This window comes from Dokdonella ginsengisoli (assembly GCF_042652785.1).
Classification (GTDB): domain Bacteria; phylum Pseudomonadota; class Gammaproteobacteria; order Xanthomonadales; family Rhodanobacteraceae; genus Dokdonella_A; species Dokdonella_A ginsengisoli.
Genome location: NZ_JBHSHD010000013.1, coordinates 44,853 through 58,739, shown reverse-complemented (window position 1 = coordinate 58,739; position 13,887 = coordinate 44,853). Strand labels below are relative to the sequence as shown.

Sequence of the window (13,887 nt, the reverse complement as noted above, 5' to 3'; positions counted from 1 at the left end):
GCGGGGCTTGCGGCGATGGCGGGGGAATGCTCCGGGCCGCGTGAGCGCGACCGAACGCGCGGCGGGCACGCCTGCCGCGCGCGCGGCAGGCAGGGGTTACAGCAGGTCGCCGAGCAGGTGCAGCTGGGTCTGGTCGCGCTTGGCCGCGTACATCGCCACGTCGGCGGCGTGGATCATCGCCTCGCTGTCGTCGCCGTGCTGCGGATAGAGCGCGACGCCGAGGCTGCCGCGGATGCGCACGTCGACGTTGCCGCCGGCGGTGCGCGACTGCACGTCGTAGGGCTCGAACAGCGAGCGCGCGATTTCGCCGGCGCGGCTGGCCGCATCGTGCAGGTTGTCGACGTTGAGGATCAGCGCGAACTCGTCGCCGCCCAGGCGCGCGCCGGTTTCGTCGTAGCGCAGCCCGCTGCGCAGGCGGCCGGCGATCAGCCTGAGCAGTTCGTCGCCGGCCTGGTGGCCGTGCTGGTCGTTGATCGGCTTGAAGTCGTCGATGTCCAGGTAGGCCAGCGCGAAGCCGCCGCTGTCGGCGCGGGCGCGCGCGATGGCGGCCTCCAGACGGGCCATGAACAGCAGGCGGTTGGCCAGGCCCGTGAGGCCGTCGTGGTGCGCCAGGTGACGCACCTGCTCCTCGGCCATGCGCCGTTCCTGCACCTCGCGCTCGAGCTGGCGGTTGCGCTCGGAAAGATCCGACAGTGCCGAGCGCAGGGCGACCTTGTTGCGGTACAGCTCGAGGAAGATGCGCACCTTCGACAGCAGGATCACCTCGTTCAGCGGCTTGGTGATGTAGTCGACCGCGCCGAAGCTGTAGCCGCGCAGGCGGTTGACGTCGTCGGCGTGCGAGGCGGTGACGAAGATGATCGGCGTCGAGCGCGTGCGTTCCTCGCCGGCGAGCAGGGTCGCCGCCTCGAAGCCGTTCATGTCCGGCATCTGCACGTCGAGCAGGATCAGCGCGAATTCGTGATCGAGCGCGGCGGCGAGCACGTCGTTGCCGGTCATCGCCTCGACGATTTCCGCGTCGATGCCGGCGAGCAGGCGGCGCATGGCGATCAGGTTCGGACGATGGTCGTCCGCGATCAAGATTTTCGGCTGCAGGGTGGCGATTCTATTCATGGGCAAAGCCGGTTGAGCAGGGGGGCGATGCCCTCGAGCGGGACGACGTGGTCGGCGCCGGCGGTTTCGATCGCGGCCTGCGGCATCGCCGACGCCTGCGCGTCGAGAGGATCCTGCACGATGGCGACGCCGCCGCGCCGGCGGATCGCCCGCAGTCCCGCCGCACCGTCGTTGTTCGCCCCCGTCATGACGACTCCGATCAGGTCCTTGCCGCAGGCCGAGGCCGCGGTCTCGAACAGGACGTCGATCGCCGGTCGCGCGAACGACACCCGTTCGTCGACGGACAGCGAAAACCGTCCGCCTCGCTCCAGGAGCAGATGATAACCGCTCGGCGCCATGTGGACGACGCCGGGCGCCATCGACTGGCGCTCGCGCGCCTCGCGCACCGGCAGCGCGCTGGCCAGTTCGAGCAGCTCGCAGAACGTGGTGACGTCCTCCGAGCCGGTGTGGCAGACCACCACCACGGCGCGCGGGAAATTGCTGCTGAGGCCGCCGAGCACCGTGCGCAGCGCGCCCATTCCGCCCGCCGAACATCCCATGACCACGGCCGGCGGCGCGGAGCTCATGGCGCGTCGGCGTTCTTCCGGTACACGCGTTCGCGCGCGTTGACCGCGGTGAAGTCGCGCGCGGCCGAGGCGAAGTCGATGTTCTCGCGATTGCCCAGGCACAGGAAACCGTTGCGCACGAGGCTGTCGCGGAACAGCGAGAGGACATGGTCCTGCAGCGTGTTGGTGAAGTAGATCAATACGTTGCGACACAGGATCAGATGCGCCTCGCAGAACACCCCGTCGCAGACGAGGTTGTGGTTGGCGAAGGTGACGTTGCGCTTGAGGCGCTCGTCGAACTTCATGAATTCGTAGCGTGCGTGGTAGTAGTCGGCCAGCGAGCGCCGGCCGCCGGCGGCGAGATAGTTCTCCGAGTAGCTGCGCGCCTCGCGTGCGGGAAAGATGCCTTCCTGCGCACGCACCAGCGCGGCGTCGCTGAAGTCGGTGGCGAAGATCTGGCTGCGGTCGTACAGCCCGGCCTCCTCGAGCAGGATCGCCAGCGAATAGACCTCCTGTCCGAACGCGCAGCCCGCCTGCCAGATGTTGATGACCGGGTAGGAGGCCAGCACCGGCAGCACCTCCTCGCGCAGCACGCGGAACACGCTGGGATTGCGGAACATCTCCGACACCGGCACCGACAGCCCTGCGATCACCTGCGGCACCAGCTCGTCCTCGCGCAGCAGGCGGTCGACCAGCTCGATGATCGTGCGGCAGCCGGCGTTGGCGGCGAGGTTCAGCACGCGGCGCTTGAACGAGGCCGGTGCGTAGTGGCTGAAATCGTAGCCGTGGCGCAGCTGCAGCGCGCGCATGAAAAGCTCGACTTCGACGTCCTCGATCTCCGCTCGCGCCATGCCCCCACCGTCCTCTCAGCGCATCATGCGTGGTCGCCCGCCGCTCCGGGCCTTTCCACCGCGCCGTAGCCGAAAAATATCGTAATGCATCTTTACATTTTCGAGCAGGTCAGGCGTGCAGCCAGACCCGCATCATCGACAGCAGCTTGTCGATGTCGATCGGCTTGGCCAGATAGTCGTTGGCGCCCGCCTCCAGACACTTGTCGCGATCGCCGGCCATCGCCTTCGCGGTGACCGCGATGATCGGCAGCTTGGCCTGCGCAGGCTGCCTGCGGATCTCGCGCATCGTCTCGTAGCCGTCCATGCCGGGCATCATGATGTCCATCAGCACGATCTCGATCGACTTGTTCTCCTCGAGCTGGCGCAGCGCCTTGTGGCCGTCCTGCGCCATCACCACGCTCAGGCCCTTCTCGCGCAGGATCTTCGACAGCGCGAAGATGTTGCGCATGTCGTCGTCGACCACCAGCACGGTGCGGCCGGCGAGGCCGCTGTCGATGTCGCGCACCACGCGCGGCCCGGAGTCCTTGCGCACGCTGTGCAGGAACAGGCTGACTTCGTCGAGCAGGCGCTCGAGCGAGCGCGTGCCCTTGATCACGATGCTGTCGGTGTACTGGCGCAGCCGCGCGCTCTCCTCGCGGCTGAGTTCGCGGCCGGAGTGGATCACGATCGGCGGCAGTTCGGCGCGGCGCGCGTGCAGCAGGTCGAGGAAGTCGAAGCCGCTCATGCCGGGCAGGCCGAGATCGAGCACGACGACGTCGAACGCGCTCGATTCGATCTGCGGCAGCGCCTCCTCGGCCGAGCCGACCTCGACGATCTCGACCGTGTCGGACTTGATCAGGCTGGCGACCGCGACGCGCGAGTCCGGATCGTCGTCGATCAGCAGCACCTTGCGCGTCGGGCCGGGCGAGGACTGCAGCAGGCGCTCGAACGCGCCGAGCAGCGCGTCGCGCTCGGCCGGCTTGGTCAGGAAGCCGACCGCGCCGAGCTGCTGCGCGCGTGCGGTGTCGTCGGTGGCGGAGATGAAGTGCACCGGGATGCGCCGCGTGGCCGGCTCCTGTTTCAGGCGCGTGAGCACGTCCCAACCGTCGATTCCGGGCAGCATCACGTCGAGCAGGATGCCGGTCGGACGATACTGGCGCGCGAGATAGAGGCCGGACTCGCCGTCGCCGGCCGCCAGAGCACGATAGCCCTTGCGCCGGATCATGTCGACCAGGGTGCGCGCGAACACCGGATCGTCCTCGACGGCGAGAATCACCGTGTCGCCGGCGCGCAGGGCGTCGCGGTCGTCCGGCACCCACGGCTTGGGCATCGAGCCGAGCGAAGGCGGCAGCGGCGGCGCGGCGCCGGCGGACACCGCATCGACGGCCGGCGGTTCGGTGAAATCCGCCGGCACGTGCACCACGCCCGCCGACGTGACGAGCTGTTCGGGCAGCACGACGGTGAAGCGGCTGCCCTCGTTGAGCACGCTCTCCACGGCGATGCCGCCGCCGAGCAGCTCGCTCAGGCGGCGCGCGATGGCCAGGCCCAGGCCGCTGCCGCCGTACTTGCGGCTGGTGCTGGCGTCCATCTGCTCGAACGTGCCGAAGATGTGGTCGAGCTTGTCGGCCGGGATGCCGATGCCGGTGTCGCTGACGGTGATCGCAATCGAGCCGTCGGGCGCCAGGCCGAAGCGGCGCGCCAGTTCGGTCTTCGGCCGCGCGATGTCCACGCGTACCGAGCCCTGGCGCGTGAACTTGAACGCGTTGCCGACCAGGTTGTTGGCGATCTGCTCCAGGCGCGGGCCGTCGGTGTGCATCGACGCCGGCAGGCCGTCGGCGAGGTTGACGTCGAAGTCGAGCCCCTTCTCGCCGGCGACGTGCTTGAAGCGGCGCAGCAGCGCCTGCACGAAGTGCGGCAGCGGGAAGTCCTCGGCGACCGCGTGCATCTTGCCGGCCTCGATCTTGGACAGGTCGAGGATGTCGTTGATCAGGCGCAGCAGGTTCGAGCCGGACTCGTGGATCACGCGCGCCGACTCGACCTGCTCGTTGTCGAGATTGCCGCCGTCGTTGTCGGCGAGGTTGCGCGACAGGATCAGCAGGCTGTTCAGCGGCGTGCGCAGCTCGTGCGACATGTTGGCGAGGAAGTCGGACTTGTACTGGCTCGCGCGCGCCAGCTCCTGCGCCTTGTTCTCGGTTTCCTGCTGCAGGCCTTCCAGCACCTGCTTCTGCTCGTTGAGCGTGTCGCTCTTCTGCCGCAGTTCCTCGTTGGAGGCCTGCAGTTCCTCGGCCTGCACGCGCAGTTCCTCTTCCGAGGTGCGCAGGCGCTGCTGCTGCTCCTCGAGCTCGACGGTCTTGGCCTGCAGTTCTTCGTTGGTCGCCGCCAGCTCTTCCTGCTGTACGCGCAGCTCTTCCTCGGAGGTCTGCAGCTCCTGCGCCTGGCGCTGCGTGCGCACCAGCAGTTCCTGCGTGCGCAGCGCGCGGTTGAGGTTCTCCAGCGACAGCGCGGCGAACGGCATCAGCTCGTCGAGCAGGCCCTGCTCGGCCTTGCCGAACGGCGCGAAGCTGCCGAACTCGAGCACGCCGAGCAGGTGCTCCTGCAGCAGCAGCGGCAGCGCGATCACGTTGCGCGGCGGCGCCTCGCCCAGGCCGGAATGGATGCGCACGTAGTCGTCGGGCACCTGCTCCAGCACGATCGGCTTGCGTTCCAGCGCGACCTGGCCGACCAGTCCTTCGCCCAGGCCATAGCGCGTGCCCAGGTGCTTGCGCTGCTTGAAGCCGTAGCTGCCGCGCAGGTCGAGCTGCCGGGCTTCCGGGTCGTAGTCGAAGAACACCGCCACGCCGGCCTTGATGCGCGGCGCGACCTCGGCGGTCAGCGCGCGCGCGAATTCGTCCCGGTTGGGCGCCGACTGCAGCACGCCGGCGATTTCGGCGACGTGCGACTTGACCCAGTTCTGGTCGCTGGTGGCGATCGCCGTGCGCTTGAACACGTCCAGCGAGCGCGCGATCGCGCCGATCTCGTCGGCGCGCTGCTGGCCGCTCACCTCGATGCCGTGGTCCTTGTCGGCCAGGCGCGTCATCAGTCCGGTCAGGTGGCGGATCGGCTGGGTGATCAGGCGCGAGGACAGCATCAGCGCGGCGATGCCGACCAGCAGCGCCAGCAGGAACATGCCCAGCACCAGCCAGCGCACCAGGGCGACGGTGTTCTCCAGCGAACGGTTGCGCGCCTCGAGCAGGCCGCGTTCCTCGCCGATTGCCTCGTCCAGGGAGCGCAGGATGGTGCCGATGCGGGTATTGGAGTCGGCGAGATAGTGCACGCCGATCTCGTAGGAGCGCTGCGCGTAGTCGGCGCTGCCGAAGGCCTGCGTGCTGGCGGCCACGGCCGGGTCGGCGGACTCCCGGACCCACTGGTCGACCAGGGCGCCGAGATTGCGCAGGCGGGCCTGCTGCGAGGCGTTGTCGTCGGTCAGCGCCAGCGCCTTGTCGAGATGCGCACGCGCATTGGCGACGTCCCGGCGATAGTCGTCGCCGCGGCTGGAGCCGCCCGACATGTTGATGTCGCGAACATCCAGGTCGGCCTCGTGCAGCGAGCGCACGATCCCGGTCATCTCCTCGATGACGTCGCGCGTGTGCTGGGTCCACTGCCGCGCTTCGGTCTGGATGGAGAGCGCGACCAGGATCGCCGCGACCGCGACCAGGAAGGTCAGCAGGATCGCGCCGAACGCGAGCAGCATCTTGGTCTGGATCGGCCGGTTGCTGAGCCAGCCACTCGTGCGCTGTTCGGTCATGAACTTCTCTTCTGGATGGCGCGGATCGCGGCCCGTTCCCGCGAGCCGTGGCCTGGATCGATGTCGTGCGGTCGTCGTCCCTGTCGCGGATCGCGGCACGCGGGCACCGGCCGGCTCCCCCGTGATCGGCCGCGGCGGCCATGCGCGACGAGGATCGCGCCGGATACCCGGTCCGGACGCGGTCGCCGCACCCCTTTTCGCGGACGGCGCCAGATTACACGGGCGGAACGGTCCGGCGAAGGCGGAAACGCCCGCGGCACGAGAAATTACAGATTTACAGAATCCTAGAACTACAGATTCTGATAATTCGGCCCGCTGCCGCCTTCCGGCGTGACCCAGGTGATGATCTCGTACGGGTCCTTGATGTCGCAGGTCTTGCAGTGCACGCAGTTGGCGGCGTTGATCTGCAGGCGCTTGCCGGTGGCCGCGGCGGCGTCCTCGACGATCTCGTAGACCCCGGCCGGGCAGAAGCGCGTGCACGGGTTCTGGTATTCGGCGGCGCAGCGCGTGACGCAGACGTTGGTGTCGGCCACCTTCAGGTGCACCGGCTGGTCCTCGTCGTGCTCGGTCGCGGCGAAGTAGACCTCGGCCAGGCGGTCGCGCGGCGGCAGCGTCCGCTCGACCCAGTTTCGCTTGCGGAACTGGTCATCGGTGGCGCCGTCCCTCTTCGGCGCCTCGTACGCGCTGATCTTCTCCAGCGAAGACCAGTCCGCGTGGTTCTTCAGCGTCCACGGCGACAGGCCGCCGGTCACGGTTTCCCAGCCGGCGTTGGCCAGGCCCAGCCACAGCCCCTTGTTGAAGCCGGGGCGGATGTTGCGCACCTTCTTCAGTTCCGTCGCCACCGGCGAGGCGCGCAGCGCGGCGTCCCAGCCGGCTGCCGCGCCGTGCTCGGCGACGTGCGAGGCGGCCAGCATGCCGGAGCGGATCGCCTGGTGCGTGCCCTTGATCTTCGGCACGTTCATCAGGCCGGCGGCGTCGCCGATCAGGATCGCGCCGGGCATCTCGAGCCTGGGCAGCGACTGCCAGCCGCCCTCGATCAGTGCGCGCGCGCCGGCCGAGACGATCGAGCCGCCCTCGAACAGCGGCTTGATCGTGGCGTGGTTCTTCAGCTGCTGGAACGCCTCGAACGGCGAGAACAGCGGGTCCTTGTAGTCGAGTCCGGCGACGAAGCCGATCGCGATGCGGTTCTGGTCGAGGTGGTAGAGGAAGCTGCCGCCGTAGATCGACGGATCCAGCGGCCAGCCGAGCGTGTGCACCACCTTGCCCGGTTCGCTGCGGCCTTCCGGCACCGACCACAGCTCCTTGATGCCGATGCCGTAGGTCTGCGGGTCGCAGTCGGCATCGAGCCGGTATTTCGCGATCAGCTGCTTGGACAGGTGGCCGCGGCAGCCTTCGGCGAGCACGGTCAGCGGCGCCTTGATGTCGATGCCCTGCGTGTAGCTGGGCTTGTGCGAGCCGTCCTTCGCCACGCCCATGTCGCCGATGCGCACGCCGCAGACCGCGCCCGATTCGTCGAACAGCGGTTCGCTGGCGGCGAAGCCGGGGTAGATCTCGACCCCGAGCGCCTCCGCCTGCGGCGCCAGCCAGGCGCACAGCGCGCCGAGCGAGACGATGAAATTGCCGTGGTTGTGCATCTGCGGCGGCACCACCGGCGACTTGATGCCGGACTGCGGATCGCGCAGGTACCAGAACTCGTCCTTGTTCACCGGCACGCAGATCGGCGGCGGATTCCTGCCCCATTCGGGCAGCAGTTCGTTCAGCGGCTGCGGCTCGATCACCGCGCCGGAGAGGATCTGTGCACCCACCGTCGAGGCCTTTTCGATCACGCAGACGCGGATGTCGGGCTTGAGCTGCTTGAGGCGGATCGCGAAGGCGAGCCCGGCCGGTCCGGCACCGACGGTGACGACGTCGTACTCCATGATGTCGCGCTCGCTCATCGCTGGCTCCGGTTGGCTGAGGGAAGAGGGCGATTGTCCGGGTTCGCCGACGGGGCGGCAAACCCGTCGGCCGTCGGCGGCGGCTTTTCTGGCCGGTGGGCGCCCGGGGACACGGTGGCTTCACCGCGCGCAGGCATAATCGGGCTGGACCCACGACCACGAGCCAGCATGACGCACGCTTCCGACCGAGCCCTCTCCGATCACGACCTGCGCGGCGCGACCGCGTTCCAGCTGCTGCACTGGCTTGCCGCCGGGCGCATCGACAGCGCGGGCCTGACGGCGACGTACCGCGCCGCGATCGAGCGGGACAATCCGCGCCTGAACGCCTATCTCGCGCTGGCCGAAACGGCGCCGGCCGAAGCCGCCGCCAGCGACGCGCGGCGGCGCGAGGGGCGCACGATCGGCCGCCTCGACGGGCTGCCGGTCGCGATCAAGGACAACCTCGACGTCGCCGGCCTGCCGACCACCGCCGGCCTGCCGGGGCGGCGTGCCTTCGTGGCATCGCGCGACGCCGCGGCGGTCGCGCGCCTGCGCGCCGCCGGCGCGGTGATTCTCGGCAAGACCCTGCTCGATGAAGGCGCCCTCGGCACCGCCACCATCAACCCGCACTTCGGCGCCGCGCGCAACCCGTGGCGCGAGGACCACGTCGCCGGCGGATCCTCGGGCGGTTCGGCGGTCGCGGTCGCCGCCGGCCTGGCCGCGTTCGCGCTGGGCAGCGACACGCTCGGCTCGGTGCGCATTCCGGCCAGCCACTGCGGCCTGTACGGCCTCAAGCCGACCTTCGGCGAGATCTCCACCTGCGGACTCGTGCGCGCCGCGCGCCGGCTCGACTGCGTCGGCATCCTCGCCCGCTCGGTGCCGGACCTGGCCGTCGTGCTGCAGGTGCTGGATGCGTTCGATCCGGCCGACCCGCGTTCGCGCAAGCGACGCGTGCCGCTGGCGACGCCGGACTGGGAACCCGAGCGCCTGCGCAGCGGCATCCTCGACGATCTCTCCGCGCTCGGCGTCGACGCCGGCGTCGAGGCGGTGTTCCGGCAGGCGGTGGCGACGCTCGACGGCTGCCTGGGCGAAACCAGCCGCGTCGACTTCTCCGACTACGATTTCGCGCGCATGCGCCGTTCCGCGCTGCTGGTGATGGAGGCGGAACTGGGCGTCGAATTGATCGGCGACCTCGCCGACACGGGCGCGCCGCTGTCGCCGCGCCTGCGCGGCATGCTCGACTACGCGCGCGGCAAGTCGGCGGTCGACTACGCCGCCGCCGATCGCGTGCTCGACGAGGCCGTGCTAAAGGCGCGCCGCGTCTTCGCCGAGGTCGACGTGCTGGTGCTGCCGACCGTGCCGCACGGGCCGTATCCGATCGCCGAGGGCGAGCGTGCCAACGACGCCGACCTGACCAGCTTCGCCAGCCTCGCCGGCTGCCCGGCGGTGAGCCTGCCGATGGGCACGCTGCCGGACGGCTTTCCGGTCGGCCTGCAACTGGTCGGCGCGCCGGGTTCGGACCTGCGCCTGCTCGAACTCGCCGAGGTCTGCGCGGCGCGGCTGGACGCGGCGCCGGCCTATCCGGTGGCGGCGTCCGCGTAGCCGCGCGTCGCGCCGGATCGTCGTACCGGGCGGACCACGCTCGCATGGATCGCCTCGACCTGCCCGGCGCCGACCTGCGCTACGACGCGCAGGCCTACCCGCCGGCGCAGGCCGACGCGCTGTTCGCGGCCCTGCTCGCGGAAATCCCCTGGCAGCCGCATCGACTGCGTCTCTTCGGCCGCGACGTCGATGCGCCGCGGCTGTCGTGCTGGATCGGCGATGCGCAGGCGGTCTACACCTATTCCGGCACGCGCTTCGAGCCGCGGCCGTGGACGCCGACGGTGGCCGCGCTGCGCGACGACCTGCGGCGGCGCCTGGGTGCGCACTTCAACAGCGTGCTGGCCAATCTCTACCGCGACGGCCGCGACTCGATGGGCTGGCACAGCGACGACGAGTCCGAGCTGGGCCGCGAGCCGCTGATCGCCTCGCTCAGCTTCGGCGCGGTGCGCACGTTCCGCCTGCGCTCGCGTGCGACGCGCGAGGCGGCGCTGTCGATCGAGCTGGAGCACGGCAGCGCGCTGGTGATGGCGGCAGGCACGCAGCGGCACTACCAGCACGCCCTGCCCAGGCGCGCGCGCGTCGCCGCGCCGCGCATCAACCTGACGTTCCGGCGCATCGCCTCGGTGTGAGAGGCTCGCGCCGGCACCGGCGTGCGGAGGCGGGCGGCATGTACGCGATCAAGGCGGAGGTGCGCGATCCGCGTGCGCGAACCTTCGCGTTCGTCGCGCAGAAGACGATGTACGCCGGCAAGCGCGTCGCCGCCGGCGACACGATCTTCGTCTTCGCCAGCGAGAACGAGGGCGGGCAGGGCCTGGTGGCGCGCGGCGTGGTCGCCTCGGTCGCGCCGGTGGCGAGGACGCCGGGGATCGCGCGGCAGACGCCGCGCGTCAGCCTGGTGATCGAAGGCGCCGTGCCGGCCAGGCGCCGCCTCGGCCGCGATGAACTGAAGCGCTTTGCCGACTGGGACGACGGCCGGCCGCAGACCGAACTGAACTTCAAGTTCTACCGGCAGGCGACCGACAAGCTCGTCGGCCTGTCGGCGCGCGCGGCGGCGTTCCTCGACACGTTCTTCTGAATCCGCCGCAGCGGCTTGCTAGGCTGCGCCGCAACGGAAACTGCGGGCAACACGCGCCATGACTGTGGACTACTCCCTGACGGTCGACTCGTTCGACGAACGCTTCGTCGCCGCGCTCGCGCAGCTGGGCGAGGCGGTGTTCGGTGCGCCGAAGGCCGACCTGGGCTGGCGGCTCGGCCACATGCCGTCGGCCAGCGTCGTCTGCGCGAGCGAGGCGGGGCGGCTGGTCGCCTTCAAGGCGGGCTACGCCGTCGGCCGGAGTCGCTACTACAGCTGGCTCGGCGGCGTGCATCCGCACTTCCGCCGCCGCGGCATCGCCGCCGAACTGATGCGGCGGCAGCACGCGTGGCTGCGCGAGCGCGGCTTCGAGACGGTGGAGACCGCGACGAACCAGGGCAACCTGCCGATGATCCGCGCCAACCTGGAGCACGGCTTCATGGTCTGCGGGCTGCGTCACAAGTCGGGCCGCATGCAGGTGCTTTTCTCCAAGGACCTGGGCTAGCACGCCGTCGATCCACCGCCTAACGCGGCTGCAACACTCCGGTCCGGCCGGCGCGCTAGCATCGTCGCATCGGGTTGCCCGATGCGAAGGGAGATGTCCATGTCGTCTTTCGTCGTCGCGATTCTGGTCGGTGTCGGCGTGCTGGCGTTGCTGGTCTTCGCGTTCCGTTCCTCACGCGCACGCCAAGGCGGAGCCTCGGATTCGGGCTTCGTGCACGCGCCCGACAGCCCCTGGTTCGCCGATTCGCAGGACTCCGATTGCAGTGATTCCGCCTCCGACGGCGGCGGCTGCGACGGTGGTGGCGGGGGCGGCGACTAGGCCGGCGCCATCGCGCTGGCCGCCGATCTTCGGCGGAGTGATCCGGGCGACTTCCGTTCGCCGTATTCCCAATGACGGGTCCCGAAGCGGGCGATGGGACGGGAAGCGGACATGAGCGGGATCTTTGCGATGGCAGTTGCCGCGGTGCTGGCAGGCGCTCAGGACACGGCGGCCATGCCGCGGGACGACGGCACGGGTCTGCCGGCGCCGGTGTCGCGCGTCGCCGATCGCCTGGCCTCCTGTGCGCACTTCGCCGGCGAATTCAGCGGAGACCGTTCGGAGCGCGACGCGCAGATCAACCGCACCCTGACCGAGCTGCGCTGCGATACGGTCGAGCGCGAGGCGGCCGAGCTGCGGCGCCGATATGCCGGCGACGAGCGCATCCAGCAGGCGCTCGCGGAGCCCGAGCCGTAGCCGTACCGCTGTCGATCTTCCCGCGCCGTTCCGCGATCCTGTATCCACCTGCTCCGATCCGGCCCGCTCTGATTCGGCCCGATCCGATCCAGTCGAGAGACGCCACGCATGCGCATCCATCCCTGGATTCTTCTGTTCTGCGTTTCCGCCGCGCACGCGATCGAGCCGTATTCCTGCCGCAACGGCCTGTTTCCGCGGGCGGCCGGAACGGTCTCCGCGGCGGTCGTCTCCGCCACGGACAAGGTGCCGTTCCGCGACGACGCCGAAGGCTGTCCGCAGGCCGCGTCGTGCGTGCGCAAGGCCTATCTGGTGAAGGGCGATGCGGTGCTGGTCTCGTCCTCGGAATCCGGCTGGAGCTGCGCCTGGTACTTCGGCCGCGCCCGCGAGTTCGTCGGCTGGCTGCCGAGCGACGCGCTGGCGGCGCTTCCGGCGGCCATGCCTTCGCCGTCCGACTGGATCGGAACCTGGGTGCCGATCGCCGGAGGCCAGAGCATCCGTATCGCTGCCGGCCGCGGGACGGCCCTGGAACTGAGCGGCGAGGCGCAGTGGCGCGGCGGCAGGGACGAGGCCGGCGAGCCAGTCGTGCACGCCGGGTCGTTCCGCGGCAGCGCCGCGCCGGCGGGAGACCGGCTGACGCTCGATGCCGACGACGGCAAGTCCGGCTGCGTGGTGCGGATGCAGCTCGTCTGGCACAGCCTCGTCGTCAGCGACAACGCGCTGTGCGGCGGCGTGAACGTGCGCTTCGACAACGTCTACCGGCGCCGGCCCTAGCCGCCATTCTTCACTGCGGTACGAGCTCGCTGCGTCGTCGTTGCGCACGGCGACGCCGTACGAAAGCTCGCCGAAGGATGCTAGCGTGTCGCTTCCCTCCCCAATCCTTTCCGCTCCATGGCCGCCAGTCTGCTGCTGCTCCTCGACGACATCGCCACCGTGCTCGACGACGTCGCCGTCCTCACCAAGCTGGCAGCGAAGAAGACGGCGGGCGTGCTCGGCGACGACCTCGCGCTGAACGCGCAGCAGGTCGCCGGCGTGCGCGCCGAGCGCGAGCTGCCGGTGGTGTGGGCGGTGGCCAGGGGCTCGCTGCTGAACAAGGCGATCCTGGTGCCGGCGGCGCTGCTGGTCGGCACCTTCCTGCCCTGGGCGGTGACGCCGCTGCTGATGCTCGGCGGCGCCTTCCTCTGCTTTGAAGGCGTGGAGAAGCTCGCGCACCGGTTCCTGCACAAGAAAGAGAGCGCCGCCGAAACGGCGCGGCACGAACAGGCGATGTCCGACGCCGGCGTCGACGCGGTGGCCGCCGAGCGCGACAAGATCAAGGGCGCGATCCGCACCGATTTCATCCTCTCGGCCGAGATCATCGTGATCACGCTGGGCACCGTGGCGGCGCAGCCGTTCGGGACCAAGCTGGCGGTGCTGACCGGCATCGCGCTGATCATGACGGTCGGCGTCTACGGCCTGGTCGCCGGCATCGTCAAGCTCGACGACGCCGGCCTGCATCTGAGCCGCCGCCAGTCGCCGGCGGCGCGCTCACTCGGCAACGCGATCCTCGCCGCGGCGCCGTGGCTGATGAAGGCGCTGTCGGTCGCCGGCACCGCGGCGATGTTCCTGGTCGGCGGCGGCATCCTCGTGCACGGCGTGCCGGCGCTGGCACATGCGCTGGAGGGCTGGACCGCCGGCGGCGGCTGGCTCGGCGTGCTCGGCCTGCAGCTGGCCAACGCGGTCGTCGGCATCCTGCTCGGCGCGCTGGTGCTGGCGGTGATCGAGGGATTCCAGCGGCTGCGGCGCGGCTGACGC

13 protein-coding genes are annotated in these 13,887 nt (G+C 70.1%); 8 read left to right on the top strand and 5 right to left on the bottom strand.

Annotated elements, in window-relative coordinates:
* Window positions 1-96: 96 nt before the first annotated feature.
* The 5 genes from ACFO6Q_RS16920 to ACFO6Q_RS16900 form a co-directional block, all read right to left on the bottom strand.
* Window positions 97-1,110 (bottom strand): diguanylate cyclase domain-containing protein, encoded by a 1,014-nt coding sequence (locus ACFO6Q_RS16920; RefSeq protein ID WP_380022294.1) that lies wholly within the window; start codon window positions 1,108-1,110, stop codon window positions 97-99.
* Entirely contained in the window at window positions 1,107-1,676 is a 570-nt protein-coding gene (locus ACFO6Q_RS16915) for a chemotaxis protein CheB (RefSeq protein ID WP_380022293.1), read from the bottom strand. The genes ACFO6Q_RS16920 and ACFO6Q_RS16915 overlap by 4 nt, the downstream gene beginning before the upstream one ends.
* Complete coding sequence (locus ACFO6Q_RS16910; RefSeq protein ID WP_380022292.1) at window positions 1,673-2,506, bottom strand: CheR family methyltransferase; 834 nt, start codon at window positions 2,504-2,506, stop codon at window positions 1,673-1,675. The genes ACFO6Q_RS16915 and ACFO6Q_RS16910 overlap by 4 nt, the downstream gene beginning before the upstream one ends.
* Window positions 2,507-2,615: 109 nt before the next feature.
* Window positions 2,616-6,269, bottom strand: a complete 3,654-nt coding sequence (locus ACFO6Q_RS16905; RefSeq protein ID WP_380022291.1) for a response regulator — start codon at window positions 6,267-6,269, stop codon at window positions 2,616-2,618.
* A gap of 290 nt (window positions 6,270-6,559) precedes the next feature.
* Window positions 6,560-8,206, bottom strand: a complete 1,647-nt coding sequence (locus tag ACFO6Q_RS16900; RefSeq protein WP_380022290.1) for an electron transfer flavoprotein-ubiquinone oxidoreductase — start codon at window positions 8,204-8,206, stop codon at window positions 6,560-6,562.
* Between the two features lie 168 nt (window positions 8,207-8,374).
* Between ACFO6Q_RS16900 and ACFO6Q_RS16895 the strand changes: the two genes are divergently transcribed.
* The 8 genes from ACFO6Q_RS16895 to ACFO6Q_RS16860 all read left to right on the top strand — a co-directional run bounded on the left by ACFO6Q_RS16895 (window position 8,375) and on the right by ACFO6Q_RS16860 (window position 13,884).
* On the top strand, window positions 8,375-9,787 hold the full coding sequence (locus tag ACFO6Q_RS16895; RefSeq protein WP_380022289.1) for an amidase: 1,413 nt from the start codon (window positions 8,375-8,377) through the stop codon (window positions 9,785-9,787).
* A gap of 44 nt (window positions 9,788-9,831) precedes the next feature.
* The gene (locus tag ACFO6Q_RS16890; RefSeq protein ID WP_380022288.1) at window positions 9,832-10,416 is read left to right on the top strand and encodes an alpha-ketoglutarate-dependent dioxygenase AlkB family protein; all 585 of its coding nucleotides are present in this window, start codon (window positions 9,832-9,834) and stop codon (window positions 10,414-10,416) included.
* Between the two features lie 38 nt (window positions 10,417-10,454).
* Complete coding sequence (locus tag ACFO6Q_RS16885; RefSeq protein ID WP_380022287.1) at window positions 10,455-10,862, top strand: hypothetical protein; 408 nt, start codon at window positions 10,455-10,457, stop codon at window positions 10,860-10,862.
* Window positions 10,863-10,920: 58 nt separating this feature from the next.
* The gene (locus tag ACFO6Q_RS16880) at window positions 10,921-11,364 is read left to right on the top strand and encodes a GNAT family N-acetyltransferase (RefSeq protein ID WP_380022286.1); all 444 of its coding nucleotides are present in this window, start codon (window positions 10,921-10,923) and stop codon (window positions 11,362-11,364) included.
* A 99-nt stretch (window positions 11,365-11,463) separates the two neighbouring features.
* Entirely contained in the window at window positions 11,464-11,682 is a 219-nt protein-coding gene (locus tag ACFO6Q_RS16875; protein WP_380022285.1) for a hypothetical protein, read from the top strand.
* Window positions 11,683-11,775: 93 nt separating this feature from the next.
* A complete protein-coding gene (locus ACFO6Q_RS16870) occupies window positions 11,776-12,096 on the top strand; it encodes a hypothetical protein (RefSeq protein WP_380022284.1) in 321 nt (106 codons plus the stop codon).
* Between the two features lie 108 nt (window positions 12,097-12,204).
* Complete coding sequence (locus tag ACFO6Q_RS16865) at window positions 12,205-12,867, top strand: hypothetical protein (protein WP_380022283.1); 663 nt, start codon at window positions 12,205-12,207, stop codon at window positions 12,865-12,867.
* 117 nt (window positions 12,868-12,984) lie between these two features.
* Window positions 12,985-13,884, top strand: coding sequence for a DUF808 domain-containing protein (locus ACFO6Q_RS16860; RefSeq protein WP_380022282.1), 900 nt, complete (start codon window positions 12,985-12,987; stop codon window positions 13,882-13,884).
* Window positions 13,885-13,887: the final 3 nt, after the last annotated feature.

What these genes read in the sequence shown, in the direction of transcription:
- ACFO6Q_RS16890 (WP_380022288.1), top strand. Translation starts at nt 9,832, where the DNA reads ATGGATCGCCTCGACCTGCCCGGCGCCGACCTGCGCTACGACGCGCAG.
- ACFO6Q_RS16905 (WP_380022291.1), bottom strand. Translation starts at nt 6,269, where the DNA reads ATGACCGAACAGCGCACGAGTGGCTGGCTCAGCAACCGGCCGATCCAG.
- ACFO6Q_RS16860 (WP_380022282.1), top strand. Translation starts at nt 12,985, where the DNA reads ATGGCCGCCAGTCTGCTGCTGCTCCTCGACGACATCGCCACCGTGCTC.
- ACFO6Q_RS16870 (WP_380022284.1), top strand. Translation starts at nt 11,776, where the DNA reads ATGGGACGGGAAGCGGACATGAGCGGGATCTTTGCGATGGCAGTTGCC.
- ACFO6Q_RS16880 (WP_380022286.1), top strand. Translation starts at nt 10,921, where the DNA reads ATGACTGTGGACTACTCCCTGACGGTCGACTCGTTCGACGAACGCTTC.
- ACFO6Q_RS16865 (WP_380022283.1), top strand. Translation starts at nt 12,205, where the DNA reads ATGCGCATCCATCCCTGGATTCTTCTGTTCTGCGTTTCCGCCGCGCAC.
- ACFO6Q_RS16895 (WP_380022289.1), top strand. Translation starts at nt 8,375, where the DNA reads ATGACGCACGCTTCCGACCGAGCCCTCTCCGATCACGACCTGCGCGGC.
- ACFO6Q_RS16900 (WP_380022290.1), bottom strand. Translation starts at nt 8,206, where the DNA reads ATGAGCGAGCGCGACATCATGGAGTACGACGTCGTCACCGTCGGTGCC.
- ACFO6Q_RS16885 (WP_380022287.1), top strand. Translation starts at nt 10,455, where the DNA reads ATGTACGCGATCAAGGCGGAGGTGCGCGATCCGCGTGCGCGAACCTTC.
- ACFO6Q_RS16915 (WP_380022293.1), bottom strand. Translation starts at nt 1,676, where the DNA reads ATGAGCTCCGCGCCGCCGGCCGTGGTCATGGGATGTTCGGCGGGCGGA.
- ACFO6Q_RS16875 (WP_380022285.1), top strand. Translation starts at nt 11,464, where the DNA reads ATGTCGTCTTTCGTCGTCGCGATTCTGGTCGGTGTCGGCGTGCTGGCG.
- ACFO6Q_RS16910 (WP_380022292.1), bottom strand. Translation starts at nt 2,506, where the DNA reads ATGGCGCGAGCGGAGATCGAGGACGTCGAAGTCGAGCTTTTCATGCGC.
- ACFO6Q_RS16920 (WP_380022294.1), bottom strand. Translation starts at nt 1,110, where the DNA reads ATGAATAGAATCGCCACCCTGCAGCCGAAAATCTTGATCGCGGACGAC.